This is a genomic window from Anabaena sp. WA102, assembly GCF_001277295.1.
In the GTDB taxonomy this organism is placed as follows: domain Bacteria; phylum Cyanobacteriota; class Cyanobacteriia; order Cyanobacteriales; family Nostocaceae; genus Dolichospermum; species Dolichospermum heterosporum.
In genome coordinates this window covers 4,312,212-4,334,149 of record NZ_CP011456.1, presented here as the reverse complement: position 1 = coordinate 4,334,149, position 21,938 = coordinate 4,312,212, and the positions used below count along the sequence as shown (strand labels likewise).

Annotated in this window: 21 protein-coding genes and 2 pseudogenes; 10 read left to right on the top strand and 13 right to left on the bottom strand. The window is 37.1% G+C overall.

The window, feature by feature from the left end:
• Nucleotides 1–115 precede the first annotated feature (115 nt).
• Nucleotides 116–598: an RrF2 family transcriptional regulator gene (locus AA650_RS19030; protein WP_053540228.1), complete on the top strand. Its 483-nt coding sequence runs from the start codon at nucleotides 116–118 to the stop codon at nucleotides 596–598.
• 18 nt (nucleotides 599–616) lie between these two features.
• A complete protein-coding gene (cysK, locus tag AA650_RS19025) occupies nucleotides 617–1,579 on the top strand; it encodes a cysteine synthase A (protein ID WP_053540227.1) in 963 nt (320 codons plus the stop codon).
• Nucleotides 1,580–1,583: 4 nt separating this feature from the next.
• Here the strand turns inward: cysK and AA650_RS19020 are convergent, their stop codons facing one another.
• Entirely contained in the window at nucleotides 1,584–2,168 is a 585-nt protein-coding gene (locus AA650_RS19020) for a cadmium resistance transporter (protein ID WP_442853966.1), read from the bottom strand.
• A 75-nt stretch (nucleotides 2,169–2,243) separates the two neighbouring features.
• Here AA650_RS19020 and AA650_RS28180 point away from each other — a divergent pair, with 75 nt between their 5' ends.
• The gene (locus tag AA650_RS28180; protein ID WP_199924469.1) at nucleotides 2,244–2,408 is read left to right on the top strand and encodes a hypothetical protein; all 165 of its coding nucleotides are present in this window, start codon (nucleotides 2,244–2,246) and stop codon (nucleotides 2,406–2,408) included.
• Nucleotides 2,409–2,522: 114 nt separating this feature from the next.
• Here the strand turns inward: AA650_RS28180 and AA650_RS19015 are convergent, their stop codons facing one another.
• Nucleotides 2,523–4,244 (bottom strand): IS1634 family transposase, encoded by a 1,722-nt coding sequence (locus AA650_RS19015; protein WP_053538855.1) that lies wholly within the window; start codon nucleotides 4,242–4,244, stop codon nucleotides 2,523–2,525.
• Between the two features lie 135 nt (nucleotides 4,245–4,379).
• Between AA650_RS19015 and AA650_RS19010 the strand changes: the two genes are divergently transcribed.
• Nucleotides 4,380–5,027 carry a cadmium resistance transporter gene (locus AA650_RS19010; protein WP_053540226.1) on the top strand — a complete coding sequence of 216 codons (648 nt, stop codon included), beginning with the start codon at nucleotides 4,380–4,382 and terminating at the stop codon, nucleotides 5,025–5,027.
• Between the two features lie 23 nt (nucleotides 5,028–5,050).
• On the opposite strand, the gene AA650_RS19005 is transcribed toward AA650_RS19010, so the two are convergent.
• Nucleotides 5,051–5,848 carry a sulfite exporter TauE/SafE family protein gene (locus tag AA650_RS19005; RefSeq protein WP_053540225.1) on the bottom strand — a complete coding sequence of 266 codons (798 nt, stop codon included), beginning with the start codon at nucleotides 5,846–5,848 and terminating at the stop codon, nucleotides 5,051–5,053.
• 467 nt (nucleotides 5,849–6,315) lie between these two features.
• Here AA650_RS19005 and AA650_RS19000 point away from each other — a divergent pair.
• The 3 genes and pseudogenes from AA650_RS19000 to AA650_RS18990 all read left to right on the top strand — a co-directional run.
• Nucleotides 6,316–6,924: pseudogene (locus tag AA650_RS19000) on the top strand (cadmium resistance transporter); the annotation flags it as partial.
• Between the two features lie 80 nt (nucleotides 6,925–7,004).
• The gene (locus AA650_RS18995; RefSeq protein ID WP_053540223.1) at nucleotides 7,005–7,841 is read left to right on the top strand and encodes a sulfite exporter TauE/SafE family protein; all 837 of its coding nucleotides are present in this window, start codon (nucleotides 7,005–7,007) and stop codon (nucleotides 7,839–7,841) included.
• 2 nt (nucleotides 7,842–7,843) lie between these two features.
• Nucleotides 7,844–8,383, top strand: coding sequence for a DUF1634 domain-containing protein (locus AA650_RS18990; protein WP_053540222.1), 540 nt, complete (start codon nucleotides 7,844–7,846; stop codon nucleotides 8,381–8,383).
• Between the two features lie 437 nt (nucleotides 8,384–8,820).
• On the opposite strand, the gene AA650_RS18985 is transcribed toward AA650_RS18990, so the two are convergent.
• The 10 genes and pseudogenes from AA650_RS18985 to AA650_RS18935 all read right to left on the bottom strand — a co-directional run bounded on the left by AA650_RS18985 (nucleotide 8,821) and on the right by AA650_RS18935 (nucleotide 18,399).
• On the bottom strand, nucleotides 8,821–9,066 hold the full coding sequence (locus tag AA650_RS18985; protein WP_053540221.1) for a DUF7219 family protein: 246 nt from the start codon (nucleotides 9,064–9,066) through the stop codon (nucleotides 8,821–8,823).
• Nucleotides 9,067–9,074: 8 nt separating this feature from the next.
• Nucleotides 9,075–9,641 (bottom strand): NADPH-dependent FMN reductase, encoded by a 567-nt coding sequence (gene ssuE, locus AA650_RS18980; protein ID WP_053540220.1) that lies wholly within the window; start codon nucleotides 9,639–9,641, stop codon nucleotides 9,075–9,077.
• 34 nt (nucleotides 9,642–9,675) lie between these two features.
• On the bottom strand, nucleotides 9,676–10,845 hold the full coding sequence (gene ssuD, locus AA650_RS18975) for an FMNH2-dependent alkanesulfonate monooxygenase (RefSeq protein WP_053540219.1): 1,170 nt from the start codon (nucleotides 10,843–10,845) through the stop codon (nucleotides 9,676–9,678).
• 152 nt (nucleotides 10,846–10,997) lie between these two features.
• Nucleotides 10,998–11,843 (bottom strand): aliphatic sulfonate ABC transporter permease SsuC, encoded by an 846-nt coding sequence (gene ssuC, locus AA650_RS18970; protein WP_053540218.1) that lies wholly within the window; start codon nucleotides 11,841–11,843, stop codon nucleotides 10,998–11,000.
• A gap of 76 nt (nucleotides 11,844–11,919) precedes the next feature.
• The gene (locus AA650_RS18965; protein ID WP_053540217.1) at nucleotides 11,920–12,957 is read right to left on the bottom strand and encodes a sulfonate ABC transporter substrate-binding protein; all 1,038 of its coding nucleotides are present in this window, start codon (nucleotides 12,955–12,957) and stop codon (nucleotides 11,920–11,922) included.
• Nucleotides 12,958–13,017: 60 nt separating this feature from the next.
• Nucleotides 13,018–13,881, bottom strand: a complete 864-nt coding sequence (locus AA650_RS18960; RefSeq protein WP_053540216.1) for a TauD/TfdA dioxygenase family protein — start codon at nucleotides 13,879–13,881, stop codon at nucleotides 13,018–13,020.
• 113 nt (nucleotides 13,882–13,994) lie between these two features.
• Nucleotides 13,995–14,225 (bottom strand): annotated as a pseudogene (locus AA650_RS18955) (aliphatic sulfonate ABC transporter substrate-binding protein); the annotation flags it as partial.
• Nucleotides 14,215–15,009, bottom strand: coding sequence for an ATP-binding cassette domain-containing protein (locus tag AA650_RS18950; RefSeq protein ID WP_053540214.1), 795 nt, complete (start codon nucleotides 15,007–15,009; stop codon nucleotides 14,215–14,217). The pseudogene AA650_RS18955 and the gene AA650_RS18950, both read right to left, overlap by 11 nt.
• Nucleotides 15,010–15,527: 518 nt before the next feature.
• Nucleotides 15,528–16,349 carry an NADPH-dependent oxidoreductase gene (locus AA650_RS18940; RefSeq protein WP_053540212.1) on the bottom strand — a complete coding sequence of 274 codons (822 nt, stop codon included), beginning with the start codon at nucleotides 16,347–16,349 and terminating at the stop codon, nucleotides 15,528–15,530.
• A gap of 259 nt (nucleotides 16,350–16,608) precedes the next feature.
• Nucleotides 16,609–18,399: an iron uptake porin gene (locus AA650_RS18935; protein WP_053540211.1), complete on the bottom strand. Its 1,791-nt coding sequence runs from the start codon at nucleotides 18,397–18,399 to the stop codon at nucleotides 16,609–16,611.
• 449 nt (nucleotides 18,400–18,848) lie between these two features.
• Between AA650_RS18935 and AA650_RS18930 the strand changes: the two genes are divergently transcribed.
• The 3 genes from AA650_RS18930 (at nucleotide 18,849) to AA650_RS18920 (ending at nucleotide 21,936) form a co-directional block, all read left to right on the top strand.
• Nucleotides 18,849–19,889, top strand: coding sequence for an NADP(H)-dependent aldo-keto reductase (locus AA650_RS18930; RefSeq protein ID WP_053540210.1), 1,041 nt, complete (start codon nucleotides 18,849–18,851; stop codon nucleotides 19,887–19,889).
• A gap of 247 nt (nucleotides 19,890–20,136) precedes the next feature.
• Nucleotides 20,137–21,123 (top strand): threo-3-hydroxy-L-aspartate ammonia-lyase, encoded by a 987-nt coding sequence (locus tag AA650_RS18925; RefSeq protein WP_053540209.1) that lies wholly within the window; start codon nucleotides 20,137–20,139, stop codon nucleotides 21,121–21,123.
• Nucleotides 21,124–21,279: 156 nt separating this feature from the next.
• A complete protein-coding gene (locus AA650_RS18920; RefSeq protein WP_053540208.1) occupies nucleotides 21,280–21,936 on the top strand; it encodes a class I SAM-dependent methyltransferase family protein in 657 nt (218 codons plus the stop codon).
• Nucleotides 21,937–21,938 lie beyond the last annotated feature (2 nt).

Here is a 21,938-nt window from a genome sequence, read left to right as displayed (position 1 = left end):
TACAATCACCTTAAATCCGATAGAGTTATGGTATTTTATTTATTGTAAGTGTGGTACTATCACATCTAACACCCAAAAGTAAAATAATTGCGGTTAATAGCCGATAAATCTATAAATGTACAGTAGTATTTTGAATACAGATTTGAATAGTCAAAACTACGCTCTTCTGGATCTTTCTGCAAAAGTGGAATACGCACTCCTAGCACTGTTAGAACTAGCCAGTCATCACGATAAAAAAGTTCCTTTGACTATGAGTGAGATTGCGGCCAAGCAACCCATACCAGAACGCTATCTCGAACAGATTCTCACTCAAGTGCGGCGTGCGGGTTTAGTCCACAGTCAACGTGGCTCAAAAGGCGGTTTCGTGTTAATGCGTGAGCCTTGGCAAATTACTTTGCTAGAAATTGTCACCTTGGTGGAAGGTGAACGGAAAGAGAAAGAAAGCGCTGAGACTCCGACGATAGAAAAAACTTTGGTTCTGGAAATCTGGGAAAAAGCTAATGCGGCTGCAATTGAGGTTTTGCGTAGCTATACACTCCAAGATTTGTGTCAAGAAAGAGAGACTCGCGCCCAAAATAATCCCATGTATTACATTTAGTTATCAAGAGGTATAGCAATGCGAATAGCCAAAAATATCACCGAGTTAGTGGGCAAAACACCCTTAGTACAGTTAAACAAAATTCCTCAAAGTTTAGGAGCATTGGCGCAGATTGTTGTCAAACTAGAAAGTATGAATCCTGCGGCTTCTGTTAAAGACAGAATTGGCGTGAGCATGATTCAAGCAGCAGAGGAACAAGGCTTAATTATTCCTGGTAAAACTACTTTAGTTGAGCCAACTTCTGGGAATACAGGCATTGCTTTAGCTATGGTTGCAGCCGCTAAAGGCTACCGTTTGATTTTGACGATGCCAGATACTATGAGTCAGGAAAGAAGACTCATGCTAAGAGCTTATGGGGCGCAATTAGAGTTAACACCGGGGGTAGAGGGAATGCGGGGAGCGATCGCTAAAGCGACAGAAATAGTTGCTATCACCCCCAATGCTTATATGTTGCAACAATTCAGCAATCCTGCTAACCCCCAAATTCACGCTCGCACCACCGCTGAAGAAATTTGGCATGATACAGATGGAGAAGTTGACATCCTTGTGTCAGGAGTAGGAACTGGGGGAACAATTACGGGTGTTTCCGAAGTAATTAAACAACGCAAACCCAGCTTTCAAGCAGTTGCAGTTGAACCAGTTAATAGTCCAGTATTAGCAGGCGGAAAACCAGGTCCACACAAAATTCAAGGTATTGGCCCCGGATTTATTCCCGCTGTTTATCGTTCAGAACTGATAGATGAAGTCATTCAAGTCTCAGATGATCAAGCGATTATCTACAGTCGGCGGTTAGCGAAAGAAGAAGGACTGTTATCAGGAATTTCTGCTGGTGCGGCTTTATATGCGGCATTGCAACTAGCTAAACGCCCAGAAAATGCCAATAAATTGATAGTTATGGTGCAGCCTAGCTTTGGTGAACGCTATTTGAGTACCGTATTATTTCAAGATACCAATGAGAATGAATGGTTAACTAAACTTTGAAAATTTAATCATTGGTGATAGAAACAATTATTTCCTCTTCTCCTTTATCTTGGTTAATATCATTTCTCTTCACCAAAAACAATAAACAAATACAACTACCAAGGAGTTTTAACGGACTTAACGCTTTACTTTTCCATATAATGACTACTCCTAAACCCATCAGCACAAATGGCACAAGATAATTACCATACTTGGTCAAAAAATCAGCTATTTTATGCTGATGGGTTAACTGATATGCTGCATAACACCAAATGCCTAACAGGAGAAAAAATAAACTGATAATTATTAAAAACCCCTCTAATTGAATGCTAGAAAATAACGGTATATAAATGCTAATATTATCACTACCATTAGCCACCGTTATCGCTGCCACAGTGTAAATTTGTGGATTTAAAAAAGATGATGTTATCTCCTCTGTCATATCAGCTAATTGTTCAGTTTCTTTATTCACTAAACTACTGATACCAATAGCAATAGGAATTAAGCCTAGTAAACCAATCCATGATTGAGGCAGAATCAGTCCACCAAATAATCCAGGTAAACTGAAGATGACGAGAATAGTAAAACCTAAATATTGACCAACAACAATTTGCCAAGGGCGAAAATTTTTATTTACTTGCGAAAAAATACCAACAGAATCAAAATATCATCAATATTAGTTGCTATGAAAGCAACTACCCCGGTAATAATTGCTGTCAATAAATTATTCATTTTAGATAATTTCAATAGTGATTACTTAAATCATGTAGGTTGGGTTGACGGAAGGAAACCCAACATTTCCGATATCTCTAATATTCCTGGTATTTTGTTGGATTGCGCTGTCGCTTAACCCAACCTACATTTTTTTAATTGAACCTGAAACTTATGAGATTAAATTTAGTGATCCAAATATTGCTATCTTAATACTCCCGGTTCGCCCATTTTTGCGAGAGTTAGAAGAATTCTACTCAGGAGTAAAAGATTGACCACTAAGCTGAGTATAAATAGTAGGGGGAAACCCAAGTAAAACAAGAATACGCTGCTGTAAAGGGGAAAGAGTAGTTAAATGAGTGTAGACTTCATTGTTAACCTCAATTAATATCAATGTGATTTCTTTAAATGCAACAAGAAGCATTTCAGCAGTAGGACGTGCCGTTTTACGCTGAGGATTACCAGCATAAAGTCCAGCCAATTTTTCTTGATTTTTGTCAAGATGGCGACGAACCTGAAACTCTAAAAGAGTCAAAACTCGCAAACCAATTGAAAGTAGTCGGATCAAACCAGTAATATGGTCTTCACGTTGTAAATAAATTGGAGTTAAAGAAAGAGGAAAGCCTTTAAGTCGAGCAAATCCTCGTTCTGTCAAATACTCATCTCTATAAGCACGAACTGCTTGTTTCAAACTCAGGTTAGCTTCAGTTTCATTAGTGACATAAACTCGCCAGCCTAACAGTTGAACTTGTTGTTTTACCGCGTCTTCATTAATTTTAAAATCTAAATTAAAGGAAACTTCTTCTATTATTTGAGATTGACGTTCGCCATATTGTCTTTTAACTTTTTCAACTCGCTGAGTTTGAATATCAATTTCAAATAATCCCCCAGTCCGATAACGCTTGAGAATCTCAGCTACAGATAACTCCCACTCTGGAAATGATGTCAGCTTTTTCTTGCCGCGTTTGGGGATTTTTAGTTGTTCAAGAGCATGAACGGTTTTCTGTATGCGTTCACGTAGATATTTTTCCTCTGTCTGGGCAATGGCATAAGAACGGACTACTAATTGTCGCTCTTCCCAAGATATTTCTTGCTCGTTAATCTTTTCTTTTTGGAGCAATTTTAGTTCAAATCCTTCAGCAATCTCTCTCGTTTTTCCATCTGCATAATCATAATTGATAGTTGTCAATTCTTGTTTTTCATCCCAAACTGGTTGCAGATATTCTCTTAATTTTTCTGTCGGTGTTTGCTTGGCATTTAAAGGACATAGATAAAAATCTCCCCCTGATACAATATGGATTCTTGTCCCCATTGATGCCATTTTACAGTCCCCAATATACAGTAATCCTGGCTGTTTTAGCGTCGAACGGACTCTCTCAATTGCGGGGATATATAAAGGGTCATCTGCTTTTTCTCCCGATAATATTTCTGTTGCTATTGGCATTCCTAATGGGTCTAATGTTGATAGCATGATTTTGACTTGTGCCAAATCTGGACGATGGTCTTTGCTATGACCCCATTGAAATAGCCCTTCAGTATTCACCCCGCAATAACTTGAAGCTGTTGTACTATCCAGTCTTACCCGTTCTGGTTTGATATCATACACTTGCAACAAATTACTTCCCAGTTCTTCCTCAAACGCATACCAGTTCTCGTCACAGTTAAGGTAACGCAATACTGCTTCTAATCGGTCATCGGTTAGGTCAAGTTCGTTTAAGCTTTCACCAATCAATTTTTTCAATGTTTCTAACCGTTTACCAGCCCAGGCTTGAACTTGATTTAAACGGTGGTCTGCTTGCGATAAGATATGTGTTAACCAGATCACTGCTACATTCCCCAAGCTTTGTCCTCGCCAATTTCCATGGGTGGGGAAGTTTTTATCTATTAGCTTTTGTACACCCATCCGTTCTATCTGTGTGAGTAGTACGGGTATGTCATCTACTCGTTCGTTTGTAATTATGGATTCAGTTGCCATAACGTCGAACATATACTTACTTAGCTTATTTTGTATAACCTGTCTCTGATTATACTTTTATCTGCACATTTTTCCTAACTCCCTAAAAAATGGGCGAACCGGGAGTTAATAAATAGTATATTTTTGAATTTTACCATGAACAAGTTTGCTACTGCTTTTACAGAAGGCATAATTGCCTTTGCTGCCACTAATATTGACGATATCATGATTCTGCTCTTATTTTTTTCGCAAATAGATCGAAATTTTCGGCGTAGACATATTTTTATCGGTCAATATCTTGGCTTTACAGCTATTATTATCCTCAGCTTACCAGGTTTTTTTGGTGGCTTAGTCATCCAGCGAGAATGGATTGGATTATTAGGAATATTACCAATTGCAATTGGGATTAAGCAATTAGTAAATCGTGAAGCAGAAAGTACAGAAGTGCAGACGGTGAATATTGAACAGAATAGCCCTCAATCTTCTTTTTTATCAAGTATTTTACATCCAAATACTTATAAAGTTGCAGCTGTGACAGTTGCTAATGGGGGTGATAATATTAGTATTTACATACCCCTATTTGCAGGTCAAGATATTGTTGGGTTAGGAATAATTTTAGCGGTATTTTTTGGTATGGTAGGGGTTTGGTGTGCTATCGCTTATTTATTAAACCGTCAAGCTAACATTAGTTGTATTTTAAGTCGCTATGGACAGGCTATTGTCCCTTTTGTATTAATTGGTTTGGGGCTATTTATTATGTATGAACGAGGGACATTTAACCTATTATTTGGACAGGTAAATTAAAAAGCTGATGGAGGTATAGATAATCATGCCTGTGAAACTAATTTCCAACTTACCATCATTAAAATGCTATAGATAATAAATCTTAGTGGACGTTGAGGGGTAATCTCACAAAGTTTAGCACCAATAAGAACTCCGGGAACAGAACCTATCCAAATAGGGATTACTAAACTCCAATCAACAGTTCCTAAAGTTAGATGTCCCAGGGATGTAAATATTAGTAAAATGGCGGCTTGAGTAATATCTGTACCCACCAATTTTCGGGCATCTAATCGGAAAAAAGCTATGATAGCTAAGGCAAACATAGAGCCTGATGAAACACTTGTCATTCCCACAGAAAAGCCTAAAATTGCGCCAATGAGTAAAGTTAGAAAACGTCCTTGATTGGTTTTTAAATTTAATTTTGGCAATTCGGGTAAGTTGATTTTGGGAAAAAATGTCATCAACAACATTTGGATTAATGCTGTAAATGTAACTATCAAAATCATGACTCCTAGTAACCGCAGTAAGAGGCTATCTAGATTATGTTCTCCACTTTGTCTGAGTTGATGTAAAACTCTTACTCCCAACAGCGAACCAGAAACGCTACCCATTGACAGCCATTTAACTATTTCTAGATCAAGGGTTTTTTGTTGCCAGTGTTTTACTCCACCGACTACTTTCATTAATGTGGCTGCAACCACATCAGAACTAATAGCAACAGAAGGTGGTACTTGAAACACAAAAATCAACATAGGAGTGATCAAAGATGCACCACCTATTCCTGTTAAACCCACAATGATGCCAATAAAAAAGCTGAAAGCTGGTAGTAATAAATAGTCCATACTGGTATGAGTGTAAGGTTGTTGAGAAATGAAGAAGATAAGCTTGAATAGACTCAATTTTATGAATACAAAAAATCGCTGTCTAAGTTTGTTCAGAATGACTTTTTATAAATCTTGTAAATAGACTTTTATTACTCCTGAAGGGTAATTTTTTAGCCTAAGTGTTGAAAGATACCCTAGTTTTGGCAATTTTTCATAAAACTACAGCATCTCTATCAACTTACTGTATTATAAACTCATAAATAATAAAATGTCTAGTACCAGTATCTATAAAGTTCTTTTAGTGAAGATCTTCTGATTTTTACCACTCCGCAGCCAATTATTTCTCTTGTCTGGGGCTTAATCATTTGATTCCATAGGTAGAGGTAAAGCAAAAGCTCATTGGTGTTAAGCTGTTACGCAAAATCTTCATCCCGCAAGGAACTCAAGTTCCTTGCTAATAGCGAAAGTCATCTTTTAGTGCCACAAATATTGATGATTTAGTCATCCTGACTTTGTTTTTCTCTCAGGTGGATGCTAAGTTTCGCCGCTGGCATATTATTATTGGTCAATATCTAGGTTTTACAGCCTTAATTTTAACTAGTTTGCCTGGTTTTTTTGGCGGATTAATTTTACCCCGTCCCTGGATTGGTTTATTTGGCTTAGTTCCAATTATCATTGGTATCAAGAGTTTAATGAATCAAGAAACAGATGAATTAGAGGATGCAGAGACAGAAACAAAAGTTTCTCAGGAATCGCCAATAGCGAGATTTTTTAATTTGCAAACTTATAGTGTTGCGGCTGTTACATTTGCCAATGGAACGGATAATATTAGTATTTATGTGCCGATATTCGCCAGCAGTAATTGGCAAAGTCTACTAGTAATTTTGGGTGTTTTCTTTTCATTAGTGGGGATGTTGTGTTATGTAGCACATAAGTTAACTCGCAATCAAGCGTTGGCTACGCCCGCCGAAGGCATCGCTGATATCTTTACTAAATATGGAAATCTTTTTATGCCCTTTATCTTAATCGGATTAGGTACTTTTATCTTCCTCGATAGTCATAGTTTTAGTCTCCTCAATCTTCTGTATAGATAAACGAAGTTCTCTGTTTACATCCTGCTGACAAAAATTATCTAGGCATCATAAATATAGATTAAACAAAAGGGGAATTCAAATTGAGCATATTAGCATTTTCTTTACTGGTTTGGTTGGGATCATTTAGTGCCGGCTTAGTCGGAGCATTAACTGGGTTAGGTGGTGGAGTCGTCATAGTTCCGTTATTAACTTCCGTCTTTGGTGTTGATATTCGCTATGCGGTTGGGGCATCATTAGTATCAGTGATTGCGACATCATTAGGTTCAGCTTCTACATATATTAAAAAAGGCTACGCTAATCTGCGATTGGGGATGTTTCTGGAGGTAGCCACCACCATTGGCGCTCTGATTGGGGCTTTAATTACCACTCATGTAACCGTAAAAATACTTTCCTTGATTTTGGCAATTGTGCTAATTTATTCAGCATATCTGTCTCAACGCCCCAGACCAGAACAAACAGAAATTGCTCCACCAGACCCCTTAGCAGAATATCTCCAACTTAATGGGACTTACCCCACTCCTGATGGTGTAATTCCTTATCAAGTTCATGCCTTACCTGCTGGGTTCAGTATTATGTTAGTAGCAGGAGTGCTTTCTGGTTTATTAGGAATTGGTTCGGGGGCATTCAAGGTATTGGCCATGGACCAAGCCATGCGTCTCCCTTTTAAAGTTTCTACGACCACCAGCAATTTTATGATTGGTGTCACAGCCGCAGCCTCAGCAGGTGTTTATTTAACCCAGGGATACATAGATCCAGGTTTATCTATGCCGGTGATGTTGGGAGTGTTACCAGGTGCTTTTTTAGGAGCGAGAATTTTAATTGGTGCTAAAACTCAAATTCTCAGAATTATCTTCAGCTTTGTATTGGTAGTAATGGCGTTAAAAATGGTCTATAACAGTCTAATAGGAGGGCTGTAATTATGTATAAGTTAAATTCTGGTTTTCGCTGGACTTGCACAACACAGATAGAAAGAAAAGTTGGAGCTTTCACTTTTGAATTAGAGGAGCAAGATTGTGATATTCAACAGCTAGAAGAACAGCATCTCAATCATTATGATGAAAATGTTAATCATCAAAAATTCACAAAATCAGCCAATGAAAAACAATTAGAATTTTTACTTAGTAACCTCCTTAAATATGGAGTTTTAATCGCTAGTTCTATAGTATTATTCGGAGGTATATTGTATTTAATTCATCATGGTTATGAGCCTGCTGAATATCAAATATTTCGAGGTACACCATCTGAATTTCATTCCCCAACAGGTGTAGTAAATGCTGTTTTGGCAGGTAGCCGCCGGGGAATTATTCAATTAGGATTGTTGATACTCATTGCTATTCCTATTTTGCGCGTGATCATTTCTTTCTGCACTTTTCTTTTACAGCGAAATTTTGTCTATGTAATTATTACGTCATTAGTGCTTGCTAGTTTAACTTATAGCCTGGTTGGCGCATATTACTAATATTTTTCACAAATAGACGGTGTAGAAAATATTGAATTTGATCAAAAAAAACAGTATTGGTTTTGGAGAAACAAATGGACAAAAAAAGGCTAGGTATTACCCTAGCCAAAAATCCACATCAACCGCAAACTATTATTGCTATTTTCAACCAACTAGTTACTGCTAATTAAACAATTACCATCGGTTTAAAACCATTTTATAATCCCACGAACTCAGGTATTTATCAATTTTGAGTCCAGGTTATTTCCCCTGGAGAGAATGTAAATAATTTAGTTGTGGGAACTGCTCGCTTGCAATTCTACGACAATTTTGATGATGAAATATGCAAACGATGGTAATTTTTTTGGGTTTATTAGTTGGGGTAAGATCCCCGACTTCTTATTTGATGATGTCAATTAAATTATTAACCAATGATAGAAGTCGGGGATCTCCTTTTTTTAGCAAATTAATATTTTTTTCTTGGACATTTTTAACTGTTTCCAGAGAATACGTATTTGTTTATAAGCCTCTTCTGAGGAAAGTTTACCACCAGTTTGTAGACCAGAAATATAGTTCACTCGTTGTGAAAAATCTTGAAGTTGGGCATTAAATTCTAAATGTTCTGACTTCAAATCTCCATAATAAGGACTACGAGGATAAAGAAAATCAGAGAGTTCCGATAGCAAATCAGAGTATTGATTCATAAATACCTTTAGTTACTATATGCTAATTCCTTGATATCAGGTTGGGATTTATTAACAGCTTGGATAAATTCGGTTAAAACTTCTTTGAGACGTTGATCAATTTCTTCATCCAATTGCAAACTACCATCAGCTTGAATTTGAATTTGCTTATCTACTGCGTAAACTGTACTTAAAATATGCCTTGCACCTAATTCACCTAAAACTGGTTTCAAAGCATATTCTATTGATAATAAATGAGCGATTGTACCACCAGTAGCTAACGGTAATAAAACCTTACCATTCAAAGCTTTTTCAGGTAATAAATCTAAAAAAGATTTGAGTAACCCTGTATAAGCAGCTTTATAAATTGGGGTGGCAATAATTACACCACTTGCTTGTTCTAATAATGCTTTTGGTTTTTCTAAAGCTGGACTGTTATAACGTCCATAAACTAAATCCTCAGCAGGTAAATCTCGCACAGAAATAATATTTGTTTCTAAGCCTTGTTCAGAAAGAATTTGAGTTGCATATTCCAAAATTCCGTAGGTTCTAGAAGGATGAGAAGGACTACCCGCGATCGCTAAAATATAAGCCATTTGACAAAAACCTCTTGATTTAATTAATTTTTAACTAATCTACAGTTGCTACTGTTGTTTCTCTAAGTTGTTCTTTAAGCTGTTGGGGAAATTCTCGGTTAGCAACAATTTCACCAAAAGGACTTAATAATTGTGGTTCTACTGTTGGTAAATTATCCAAAGGTAAACGAGGGAAAAGCAATTCTGCTACTCGATAAGCTTCCTCTAAATGGGGATAACCAGAAAAGATAAAAGTATCAATTCCTACGTCTGCATATTCCTGCATTCTTCTAGCAACAGTATCAGGATCACCTACTAATGCAGTTCCCGCACCACCCCGAACTAAACCAATTCCTGCCCATAAATTAGGGCTAATTTCTAATGCTTCTCGACTGCCATTATGTAATTCCTTCATGCGTTTTTGTCCTTCAGAATCCATGCGAGAATAAGCTTGTTGGGTTTTAGCGATCGCATCTTCATCTACATAACGAATCAAATCATTAGCAGCATCCCAAGCTTGACTTTCAGTTTCTCTGACAATGACATGAAGACGAATCCCAAAGCTTAATGTTCTCCCTTGTGCTTGAGCTAAACGTCTCATGGAGGCAATTTTTTCTGCTACTTGTTGAGGTGGTTCACCCCAAGTTAAATAAACATCAACGTGCTTGGCAGCAATTACTTGAGCAATGGGAGAAGAACCACCAAACCACAAAGGGGGATGAGGTTTTTGAACATTAGGAAATAGGATTTTCCCTTCTTTAATATTGAGATAGTCACCTTCAAAATTAGAAATTTCACCGCCAGCAATTTCTCGCCAAACTGTTAAAAATTCATCAGTTAATTGATAGCGATCATCATGACTAAGATGCAAACCATCACCAGCTAATTCAACAGGATCACCACCAGTCACGACATTAATTAATAGTCGTCCACCAGAAATTCTATCAAAAGTTGCTGCCATTCTTGCCGCTACTCCTGGTGACATCAACCCCGGACGGATTGCTACTAAAAACCGCATTTTTTTAGTGTGCGTTACCAAAGTTGAAGCCAAAATCCAGGCATCTTCACAAGAACGACCGGTAGGTAATAAAGCCCCTGTAAACCCTAATTGATCAACCGCTTGGGCAATTTGTCGCCAATAATCAAAATTAACTGAACGACCACCTATAGCAGTTCCTAGATAGCGTCCATCACCATGTGTGGGAATAAACCAAAGAACTTGCATGATATTTAAGTGTAAAATTTTTCAATCAATAACTACGCTAACTCTATCGGTAAACCGTATTATTTGGGTAATGACTAAGAGTATTACATAAATGGATTAAGAAAACAATACTTTTACCAAAATCAACTTTAATCCTATCGGGTATTAGTAGATTAACCCTTTAAATAACTGGGATTCCATTGCAACCAGTAGTTTTCCAAAGCTTTAGCAATTATATCAGCCAGTTTACCGAACAAGGCATAGATTACAATACTTAAAACTACAACATCAGTTTGCATAAATTCTCTAGCATTAGTAGCCATGTAGCCAATACCGGAATCGGCAGCAATAGTTTCTGCAACAATGAGCGTTAACCACATAATCCCTAAAGAAAACCGCACACCAACTAAAATTGAAGACATTGCCCCTGGGAGAATAATTCGCCAGAATAAACCCCAAGTATTTAAACCGTAAATCTTACCCATTTCAATCAATCCGTGATCAACACTACGAATACCATGAAAAGTGTTTAAATAAATAGGAAACATGACACCTAAAGATACTAGAAATAATCTTGCCTCATCACCAATTCCAAACCATAAAATTACTAATGGAATTAATGCTAAGTTGGGAATATTCCGCAGCATTTGCATAGATGTATCTAGTAACTTTTCTGCAATAGGAGAAATACCATTAAGTAAACCTAAACTAAATCCAATACTGCCTCCAAGTAAAAATCCAGATACTGCTCTTAGAGAGCTAATACCAATATTTTTGGGAAGTTCACCGCTTTGAGTTAATTTAATAGCAGCAGTAACAACTGCTAAAGGTGCGGGTAATATTCTGGTGGGAATGACACCAATAGAAGACAAAAACTGCCACACTACAATTATTGTAATTGGCACAAGCCAAGGGATAAACGATTGAAAATAACGATTTTTGATAAACTTAAACTGGAACTTATTTTTTTTAGTTCCATACTTTGAGGAAAAATCAGTAGCAGGAGAAGAAACTTTCATAATAATTTATTAAGTGATCAGGAAAATAATCATGGCGGTGTTTAGCCGCCGTGGTAAAAATCAGAATAACTACAGGTTATTTCTTACTAATTCTTTGGGGTGTAATAGTTGCATATTGTTGAGAACTTAAAACCGACTCTTTAATGGAAATTTGTTTAGGAATAACACCTTCTTTATAAAACAAATCTGCAATGCGTTGTTGTTCAGCAACAAGAGATGAGTTAATTGGGCGGATACGGAATGTCCGTCTCCGAACTACCACAGATAAAAGTGCAGGATCAAGTTTTAGTTCAGGTGCAAGAATTTTTACAACTTCATCAGGATTAGATTCTGCCCATTCTCCTAATTTATCTACCTCCTCTAAAACTATCCGCACAACTTCTGGATTTTCCACAGCAAAACTCCGTCTAGCCATGTAAAATCCGCCTTGAGTGGCAATTCTAGAAGCATTTCTTAAAACACGAGCATTAGCATTTTTTTGGACGAATGCAACAAATGGGTCCCAAGCAACCCAAGCATCAATTTTCTTTTGAATAAAAGCATCACGGGCTTCTGCTGGAGTTAAACTAACTGCTTGGATATCGCTATATTTCAAACCAGCTTCAGCTAATGCTCTTAGGAGTAAATAATGTGATGCTGATCCTTTTTGAAAAACAACTTTCTTACCTTTAAGATCCTTAACTGTCTTAATAGGAGAATCTTTTTGAACAACAATAGCACTACCTTCTCCACTACTAGGTTTACGTCCAGCAATATAAGCTAATTGAGCGCCAGCAGCTTGAGCAAAAATCGGTGGAGTTTCTCCCACAGAACCAATATCAACTTTGTTTGCATTCATGGCTTCCATTAGTTGTGGTCCAGCAGGAAACGGAGACCATTCTACCTTGATACCTAAAGGTTCAAGACGCTTATCTACCACTCCTTTGATTTTCACAATATCACCAGATGTTTGATAAGCAAGTCGGACTACTTTTGTCTTAATTCCTGCTTTATTAGTTGTATTTTGGGCTTCGACTATATTACTAGCAATGGGAACAGAAAGGAAAACCAAAGCTAATGCTGAATATTGAATAATTTTCTGTAAAACTGTGCGTCGTGGTAAGTTAAAGTTCATAATTATGTCTCCTCACTTAATTTCAATTCAAATTGTTTTATTACTGTTTGACTACAAAACCTAAAATGGGCGACTACCCGCTAAACTAATCCGTTTTAAAACTCGACGTTGATTAGGATCAAAAGCTTGGCGATAATGCAATGTAGATTGATTATCCCAATAGACAATATCGCCTACAGACCATTGATGTTGATAATAAAATTGAGGTTGATGCAGATGATTTCTCAACTGTTCAATTAATTCTTTTCCTTCTTGGGGTTCTAAACCGACAACTTCAACTTCTGTGGTGTAATCTAAATACAAAATCTTCTTACCACTTTCTGGATGTGTTCTCACCAATGGGTGGGGAAAGACAGGACTAATGAGAGGAATATTCTTATTCTCACGATATTTTTGCCGAGGTTCTCCCGGCTTATTTAAAAATGGATTATAAGTAATCAACCGTAAATCTGCAATTCGTTGTTTGGTTGATTCATCCAAAGTTTCATAAGCCAAATTGAGATTTAACCAAGAAGTATCTCCACCCTCAGATGGTACTTCTAAAGCATAAAGTAGAGAACCACTGGAAGGATAGGGTGTCCATTTATGATCAGAATGAAATGCTAATTCACCTGTACCTGTGTAGCCACCATCAACATTGGAAACGGGAATTATAACTGGTGTTACTCCTGGTTGAGAAGCGAGAACTGGAACATCATCTGGTGGGACAAATAATGAACCAAAATTAAAACTAAAGTTCAAAAACTGCTCATCATTAAGATGTTGATTTTTGAAGATGAGAATATGATAATCTCTAAGTGCTTGTTTTAATTGTAAAATTGCTTCAGGTGCAACAGATTTACTAGCATCTAGTTCATTAATAACTGCTCCTAATGGTGCATTAAGAGGAGTAATTTGGAAATTAGTTAAAGTAAGTGTCGGCATAGTTAAAAATCAAATTCATTCAAATTATATAATTGTGTCAAAAATCAAGTTAAGTTTTATTTTTTTCCATTGTTTTTAACATAAAGAAGAAAGAATAAAACTACTACAAATTGCTATTTCTTAGCAAGCACTTCCTTCGGAGTAATTGCAGCATATTGTTGAGGAGTTAAAAACCCATCTCTAACATTTACTTTCTTAGGTATAAGCCCCAAGCTATACCATTTATCTGCAACATCTTGTTGTTTTTTGATGACTTTTTCGTTGATTGGTACTAATGCAAAATCATATTTGTCGTGCATTTTTTCTAAAGTTGCTGCATCAAGTTGAGTTGCACTAGTTAGTAAATGAAGATCCAGATATCAATTCTGTTTGTGATGATTCTTGTTTACCCATAACTCTATCTAAAATTCTCTCTACGAGCTTCGCAAACTTTGCATCTCCTCTAGCCCGTGGACGGGGCAGATCAATTTTCGCATTCAGACTAATTTGACCATTTTCAATCAAAATTACTCTGTCTGCTAATACCACAGCTTCTTCCACATCATGGGTAATTAATAGTGATGTAAATCCTTGTTCTTGCCACAAACGTTCTAATAATTGCTGCATTTCAATTCTAGTTAAAGCATCCAACGCTCCCAATGGTTCATCTAGTAGTAATAAAGAAGGTTTACTGGCCAAGGCTCTGGCTAAAGCTACCCGTTGTCTTTGTCCACCGGAAAGGACGGAAGGCCATTCATGAGCGCGGTCTTCTAATCCTACTTCACGCAGCACTTGTAAAGCCGTTTGCTTGGCATAAACTTTGGAATTAGTACCTATTAAACCTAACTCTACATTTGCCAATACTCGTTGCCAAGGTAACAAACGAGCGTCTTGAAACATCATGCGGATAGCGGGATTAATGGGTTTATCAGAATATTTGCCATTTAACAAAACATCACCGCCACTGGGAGCATCTAACCCAGCAACTAGACGCAACATTGTACTTTTACCGCAGCCACTGCGACCAACAATAGCCACAAATTCTCCTGGTTGAATTTCTAAATCAATTCCTTGTAAAACAGTTTTATTTCCAAAGGACTTTCTTAGTCCTTCAAGATTTAATTGCATTCCTTTTACTTGATTAGTCATGATCAAAACCTCTTAGTTGTGGATGTTTGATTGGTTATTTGGAGTAAATCTGTCAAATAAAAATAGACAACGCTTGTGTAGGATTTTTCTGAGCCGAAATCATGAGAAAATTAATATATTTATTTTCCGGCTTGAGGAAATTTTAAGATTGACAGAAATTATTCGCTTTTATTTACTTGAATCTCTCTGGACAGAAAGCTTTAGTAAACAAGCATCTGGTATTAATACCAGTCTGCTTGTTGTTCCAATCTGTGTTTCCCAGGAAAATCTACTATAAATCGGTAGGAATACCGTAACTTTAATTTAGTGTGGCATAACTAGATAAAAATTGCAAGTATTTTTGGGAAGAAATTTATGAAAAATACCCATAAAAAAATCCCCACTTGTTTATGAGGATTTATTTCACAGAAAATTTGGCAATTAATATATTAATTGCTGACATCAAACAATAAGAAAAATTTATTTTTGACTATTAGTTAACAAATTTTTGTGATTTATATTGTTGTTACAAAACTTAATTATTGTAATTTAAAACCCAAATTATTTAGAATTTCCTTTAATCTATGCCGACCAGATAAAGATTCAGCCGATGCTACCCTTTTACTAGAATGTTCCGACCAATCACCAGGAATATTCATATGTTGTGAATTATAAAAGTTTGCCATGATTTGGTTATATTCTGATATTCCTTGTTCTTGTTGGGCAAGTTGATATGTTTCTCGATGTAAGACTACAGATTGAGATAAACGTGGTTTAATTGCCACATTCACAACTGGATCAGCATAGCCTACACACAAACCAAACACAGCAACTACATGAGGAGGTAAATTCAATATCTGCGCTACCTCTTCTGGTTTATTTCGTAATGCACCGATATACACAGTTCCCAACCCGATAGATTCTGCTGCGACTACCGCATTTTGTGCTGCTAATGCGGCATCTATGGCCGCCATCAAAAACATTTCCAAATAATCTAAACCTTCATGAGGTAGTCCGCGATTTTCGGCGATGTATGTTGGTCTTGCTAAATCGGCTAACCACACTAAAAATAAAGGACTTTGACGAATATGTGCTTGATTATTAGTTAGTTTTGATAATTCTTCTTTGCGATTTACATCTTCAACTGCTACTACACTCCAGGTTTGGAGATTGGAAGAAGTAGAAGCAGATTGAGCAGCAGCAATTAAAACTTCTAAAGTTCCTGGGGGTAAGGCATCAGGTAAATAAGCACGAATTGAACGATGGGATAACAGAGTTGCTAAGGTGTCACTCCAGGGAATATCTGGATTGAAGTTATTATGACCATAGCGATGATTAAGTAATTCAGTTGGGTTAGTCATAAAAAAAGATTATGAAAGATGAAAATGTCTGAATCAGGATTTACAGGATTAAAGGATTAACGGGATGAAACTGTCTGAATCAGGATGTCCAGGATTTAAGGATTAACAGGATGAAACTGTCTGAATCAGGATGTCCAGGATTTAAGGATTAATAGGATTAAAATGTCAGAATCAGGATGTCCAGGATTAAAGGATTAACAGGATTAAAGACTTTTAATAAATACGAAATCCTGCAAATCTTCAAATCCTGATTTATGCGTTAAAATCTGAAGGTGGTACGTAGCCAACCCACTATACTAGCAGGATTAGTAGTATCTGAATTTGGCGCTGTTACCCAAATAAATCCAGGTGTAACTTCAATATTGTTAGTAAGTTTATATTGATACCATCCCTCAACGTGCAGAGAGGTATCTTTGTCGGCTTGACCCTTACCTGCTCCCAAATCTACATTTTTACTAAGTGTAGTTAGTGTTGGTGCTACACCCACAAAAATAGCCCCTAAGCTACCTTTTTTTCCTAAATCGGGAGATGTTAGTCCTACTCCCCAGTTCCAGACTTGACCATCTCCTTGTCCCAAATAACGATGGGCTGAATAACCAACAAAACTATTGATTGCTAGTCGGGGATTAAGTTTATATAATGCCCCAAGTCCATAAAGATTTCCTACTGTTCCTTTATCAACAATGCCCCTAGCTGCGTTGGCTGGGTTAGTTGAAATAGTGCTGTTTGCTAGGTTACTTCCAGCCGCAGGACCAAAGTTTGTTCCCCCTTGACCTAAAACACCCGCTGGACTATAGGTGTTAGCATAACTTAAACCTAGCCGGAAATTCTTTTTGGGGCTAAAGTATGTTACCTGTCCAAATGCTACATATCTACCTGTAAGTAAGCCATTATTAGGTGCGGGATTATCACCATTAGGCGCACTGTATGATGCCCCTAATTGCCACTGTTTACTTAGGTCGTGAAGTATGGCAATTCCAGGGCCTGTATCTCCATAGTTATAGACCATATTCCGCCGGGAAAATCGAGAAATCCCGTTAGAAGCTGACCCTTCAAATGGGTTTGTTGGACCACTTAAACCAATCTCGTTTGCTCCATCAGATTGGGCAAAAATGTTAAATTGGGTCTTTTTACCAACTGGAAACCGATAACGGATACCACCAACAGAAATCTGATTTGCGCCAAAACTAGGACTGGCATTATCGGCAGTTCTACTGTCAAATGTACCAAATATTCCGCCAGTGGGATTATTTGTGCTAAGTCCTGTTCCAGTTCCTCTAGGATTAGGTACTCCACCTAATGAGTTAATATTTCCACCGGAAAGTGTTAATCGTAGTTGATCTTTACCAGTAAAACTACTACTTAATATTAAGCGAGTCCGCTGGGAAAATGTAATGGTGCTGGGTGCGGGTTGTTTGGTAACGACGTTATTCCCGGCTAAAACTCCACCAACTACAAACTGCACTTCACCTTGTAGCTTAGTTGTTGTTGAAAATTGATTACCTTCTAATTCTGTGGTTCGTGCTTCTATTGTCTGTAATCTTCCGCGTAATACAGTAAGTTCGGTATTAAATTCTTCAGTTAGTCGCTGTATGGTTTCCAAATCTGCTTTTAGAGCCAAATCAGATGTAGATGCAGCAATAAGTTTGTTGACTTGATCTAAACAAGAATTTAACCCTGCGGCAAATTCATAGCGAGTCAAAGCTCGATTACCACGATATTTAGTATCAGAACCCACTAAGCAGTTATAACGTTCTATAAGAGATTTTAAGGCCTCATACGCCCAGTCAGTGGGTTGGACATCTGAAAGCTGGGATACAGATGTAACTTGTGATTCATCAGATGAAGAGGAAGGTTCTTTTTGGGCAATTATTTGAGTAATGTTGTTAAAGTCAGGAGTATTGATGCTGACTGATGATAAAGTCTCTTTATTTGTTGTTTCATGTTCTCCTCCTATTTCGTTAGCAGAAGTTTTTGTACTAGCTGCTAAGACTAATAGGAATACAGACATGGGCAAAGTAAGCAATAAATTCCAAGCAGTTTTTTTCATTTTGATAACCTCACACACGCAAAATTTAAGGCAGTACGAAATCATCAATAATTTCGGACTTACCATAGGAAAGATAAAGGAACTTCTCAGATAGAAATTTTCGGTAATAGGTCTATTGAGACTGGTTTTGTATTCGTAATGACACGAAAGCCTATAGTAGTAACTAAATTACCCTATGTTAGATAATCCGGTAATTTGGTCAAGTTACTGTAGTTAATCTTTGATAGATAGCAGTATTTCACAAAAAATCTAGAATTTGAGTATTGGTGGATACATTTTTTATAATTTTAAATTAATTGCTACAAAGGGTTGTATATCTAAAATTTGTATGATAGTATGCTTTTTCAGGTATTAACTCCGTTAAATCAGTAGATTTAGTGTAGTTTCATGGAATAGTGATATTTTTAGTTTTTGTAGCAAAATAAAATGAGGAGAATCATTTAAACGTTATGAAATACAACCAACTTGGTGCAAGCGACCTTAAGGTTTCAGAAATTTGCTTGGGAACTATGACCTATGGACATCAAAATAGTATTGAAGAAGCACATGAGCAACTTGATTATGCTGTTTCTCAAGGAATAAATTTCTTAGATACTGCGGAAATGTATCCCGTCCCTCCTCGTGGTGAAACCCAAGGGAAAACTGAGGCTTATATTGGTGAATGGTTGAAGAAACAACAACGAGATAAATTAATTGTAGCTACTAAGATTGCTGGTCCGGGTCGTCCTTTTTCTTGGTTGAGGGGTGGAAATAATAAAGTTGACCGTGATAATATTACACAGGCAGTAAATGATAGTTTGCAGAGATTACAAACTGATTATGTAGATTTGTATCAAATTCATTGGCCTGATCGTTATGTTCCGACATTTGGACAAACAAGTTATAATCCAGAATCAGAAAGGGAATCTGTGCCTATTGCGGAACAGTTACAGGCTTTTGCTGATGTGATTAAAGCTGGGAAGATTCGCTATTTGGGTTTAAGTAATGAAACGCCTTGGGGGGTGAGCGAGTTTGTTCGCATTGCTAATGATTTGGGATTACCTAAAGTTGTGACAACTCAAAATGCTTACAATTTATTAAATCGTAATTTTGAATCAGGTTTAGCTGAAGTTTCTCGTTATACAGGTGTGGGTTTGCTGGCCTATAGTCCGCTGGGTTTTGGGTTTTTGACTGGTAAGTATATCGAAAACCAACAATTAGAAAATACGAGAATAACTCTATTTTCAGGTTTTGGACAACGGTATTTAAAACCCAATGTCCAAGAAGCGGTTAAGGCTTATGTGGAGATTGCTAAAAAGTATAATCTCTCACCTGCTCAATTAGCGATCGCATTTGTTAAAAGTCGCTGGTTTGTGAAAAGCACAATTATTGGCGCAACAACTTTGGCACAATTGCAGGAAAATATAGATAGTGTCAATGTGGTTTTAGATCAAGAGATTTTCGCGGAATTGGATGCAATTCATACTCGTTATCCTAATCCAGCACCTTAACCAGATTTTGTAAAAAATACAAAGCGGGATTCTCACCTCACTTAATAAGTAGCTTGACACAATTAAATATAAAACCTCTCCCTAACCCTCTCCTACAAGGAGAGGGAAAAGGAATAAATCTTGATACTGGAGAGACTTTGACTCCCCCTTCCCTGGTAGGGAAGGGGGGTGGGGGGTTAGGTTTGTATTATATTTTTTAACGCCCACTTACTTATTAATGATAGTGAGAGTTACTTTATGAAAAAAAATGTTATTATCTGATTCTGTTACTATTACTGATATACAAGCAGCGCAAAAAAGGCTTTTAGGCATTGCTCATCAAACACCAGTAATTACTTCTAATACTTTCAATAAACTGACTAAAAGCCAAGTATTTTTTAAATGCGAAAACTTTCAACGGACAGGAGCATTTAAGTTTCGTGGTGCTTATAATGCCTTAGTCCAATTATCAGTAAAGCAGAAAATAAAAGGGGTGATTACCTATTCTTCAGGAAATCATGGACAAGCGATCGCTCTTGCTGGCAAATTACTTAACATTCCCACAATTGTAGTTATGCCTGATGATGCACCGATAGTCAAACAAACTGCAACTCGCGGTTATGGTGCTGAAGTCATTTTGTATAACCGTGACACAACTAACCGGGAAGAATTAACCAAAAATCTCGCAGCAGAACGCCAATTAACTTTAATTCCCCCCTATGATCATCGTCATATAATTGCTGGACAAGGTACAACTGCATTAGAACTAATTCAGGAAGTGGGACAACTAGATTACTTATTAGTATGTTGTGGTGGTGGTGGATTAATTTCTGGTTGTGCAATTGCGACAAAAGCAGTTTTACCTAATTGTAAAATAATCGGTGTAGAACCGGAATTAGCCGATGATGCTACTCGTTCCTTTTATACCAAAACCCTGCAAACTGTCCATAATCCCCATACCATTGCTGATGGTGTCCGAACTCCCAGCTTGGGTAAAATCACCTTTCCCCTAGTCTTGCGATACGTAGATGATATGGTGACAGTATCGGATGCAGCCATCATTCGCACCATGTTCTTGATTTGGGAACGCTTAAAAATCGTTGTTGAACCTACCGGAGTTATAGCCGCAACAGCATTATTAGAAGGTGTAGTTAAAGCACCGGGCGCGAGAATTGGCGTAATTATCAGTGGTGGAAATGTAGATTTATTGCAAGTTAGTCAATTGAAACAACTTGATCATCTTTTGCATTACTAGCTTAATTATCTAACTACTTGATTTTCTCCAAATTGATATGGTAGTCTGTATTTATATTTAATCTACGGTTTTTTGATAGACTTACCGTATTTTATGTTATAGTGATCAAAGACACTGTTGAGAATCTGAATTTTTAGCAATCGGAAATCTTCTTTTATGCCAAAAGATTGGTTAGAATGGCACGATCTTTACAATAGCGAAGCAAAATTGCAGCAACGGCTAGAAATCGTGCAGGAATATATTTCCTATAGTTTGGATAACTCCCCAACAGGGGCTATTCGTATAGTTAGTGCTTGTGCTGGTGATGGACGAGATTTATTAGGAACATTAGCAAATCACCCTCGTGCTAAAGATGTATATGCAAGATTAGTAGAAATCAATCCTGAGTTAGTTGAACGTGGCCGCGCAACTATAGAATCATTGGGTTTAACAAAGCAAATTGAGTTTATCAATGGTGATGCAACTGCTGCTGCTAACTATGTAGGAGCAGTACCCGCAGATATTGTGATTGTTTGTGGAATTTTTGGAAATTTAGCTGATGAAAATGAACTCAATCGGTTATTAGGAAACTTGAGTTTTCTGAGTAAAAAAGGTGCTTTTGTTCTCTGGACTCGTGGACATTCTAACGGTATTGCTTATTCAGTAACCGTGCGTAAATACTTGCGTAATTTTGGATTTGAGGAAGTTAACTTTAAATTCACAGCAACAGGAGATATGGGAGTAGGGATTCATCGTTATTTAGGTGAAAATTTACCTACACCCAAAGAAGAAAAACTATTTGTATTTTCTGGCGTTCCAAATAAGGCAAGGTAACA

Bases quoted from the DNA above. Each gene is read 5' to 3' on its own strand.
- ssuD (WP_053540219.1), bottom strand. From the start codon at position 10,845: ATGCAAGTTCTTTGGTTTATTCCCACACATGGTGATGGACGCTATCTA.
- AA650_RS18950 (WP_053540214.1), bottom strand. From the start codon at position 15,009: ATGACTAATCAAGTAAAAGGAATGCAATTAAATCTTGAAGGACTAAGA.
- AA650_RS18935 (WP_053540211.1), bottom strand. From the start codon at position 18,399: ATGAAAAAAACTGCTTGGAATTTATTGCTTACTTTGCCCATGTCTGTA.
- AA650_RS19030 (WP_053540228.1), top strand. From the start codon at position 116: ATGTACAGTAGTATTTTGAATACAGATTTGAATAGTCAAAACTACGCT.
- AA650_RS18990 (WP_053540222.1), top strand. From the start codon at position 7,844: ATGTATAAGTTAAATTCTGGTTTTCGCTGGACTTGCACAACACAGATA.
- cysK (WP_053540227.1), top strand. From the start codon at position 617: ATGCGAATAGCCAAAAATATCACCGAGTTAGTGGGCAAAACACCCTTA.
- AA650_RS19010 (WP_053540226.1), top strand. From the start codon at position 4,380: ATGAACAAGTTTGCTACTGCTTTTACAGAAGGCATAATTGCCTTTGCT.
- AA650_RS18925 (WP_053540209.1), top strand. From the start codon at position 20,137: ATGTTATTATCTGATTCTGTTACTATTACTGATATACAAGCAGCGCAA.
- ssuC (WP_053540218.1), bottom strand. From the start codon at position 11,843: ATGAAAGTTTCTTCTCCTGCTACTGATTTTTCCTCAAAGTATGGAACT.
- AA650_RS18965 (WP_053540217.1), bottom strand. From the start codon at position 12,957: ATGAACTTTAACTTACCACGACGCACAGTTTTACAGAAAATTATTCAA.
- AA650_RS18985 (WP_053540221.1), bottom strand. From the start codon at position 9,066: ATGAATCAATACTCTGATTTGCTATCGGAACTCTCTGATTTTCTTTAT.
- AA650_RS18940 (WP_053540212.1), bottom strand. From the start codon at position 16,349: ATGACTAACCCAACTGAATTACTTAATCATCGCTATGGTCATAATAAC.
- AA650_RS28180 (WP_199924469.1), top strand. From the start codon at position 2,244: ATGAAAGCAACTACCCCGGTAATAATTGCTGTCAATAAATTATTCATT.
- AA650_RS19005 (WP_053540225.1), bottom strand. From the start codon at position 5,848: ATGGACTATTTATTACTACCAGCTTTCAGCTTTTTTATTGGCATCATT.
- ssuE (WP_053540220.1), bottom strand. From the start codon at position 9,641: ATGGCTTATATTTTAGCGATCGCGGGTAGTCCTTCTCATCCTTCTAGA.
- AA650_RS18930 (WP_053540210.1), top strand. From the start codon at position 18,849: ATGAAATACAACCAACTTGGTGCAAGCGACCTTAAGGTTTCAGAAATT.
- AA650_RS18920 (WP_053540208.1), top strand. From the start codon at position 21,280: ATGCCAAAAGATTGGTTAGAATGGCACGATCTTTACAATAGCGAAGCA.
- AA650_RS18960 (WP_053540216.1), bottom strand. From the start codon at position 13,881: ATGCCGACACTTACTTTAACTAATTTCCAAATTACTCCTCTTAATGCA.
- AA650_RS19015 (WP_053538855.1), bottom strand. From the start codon at position 4,244: ATGGCAACTGAATCCATAATTACAAACGAACGAGTAGATGACATACCC.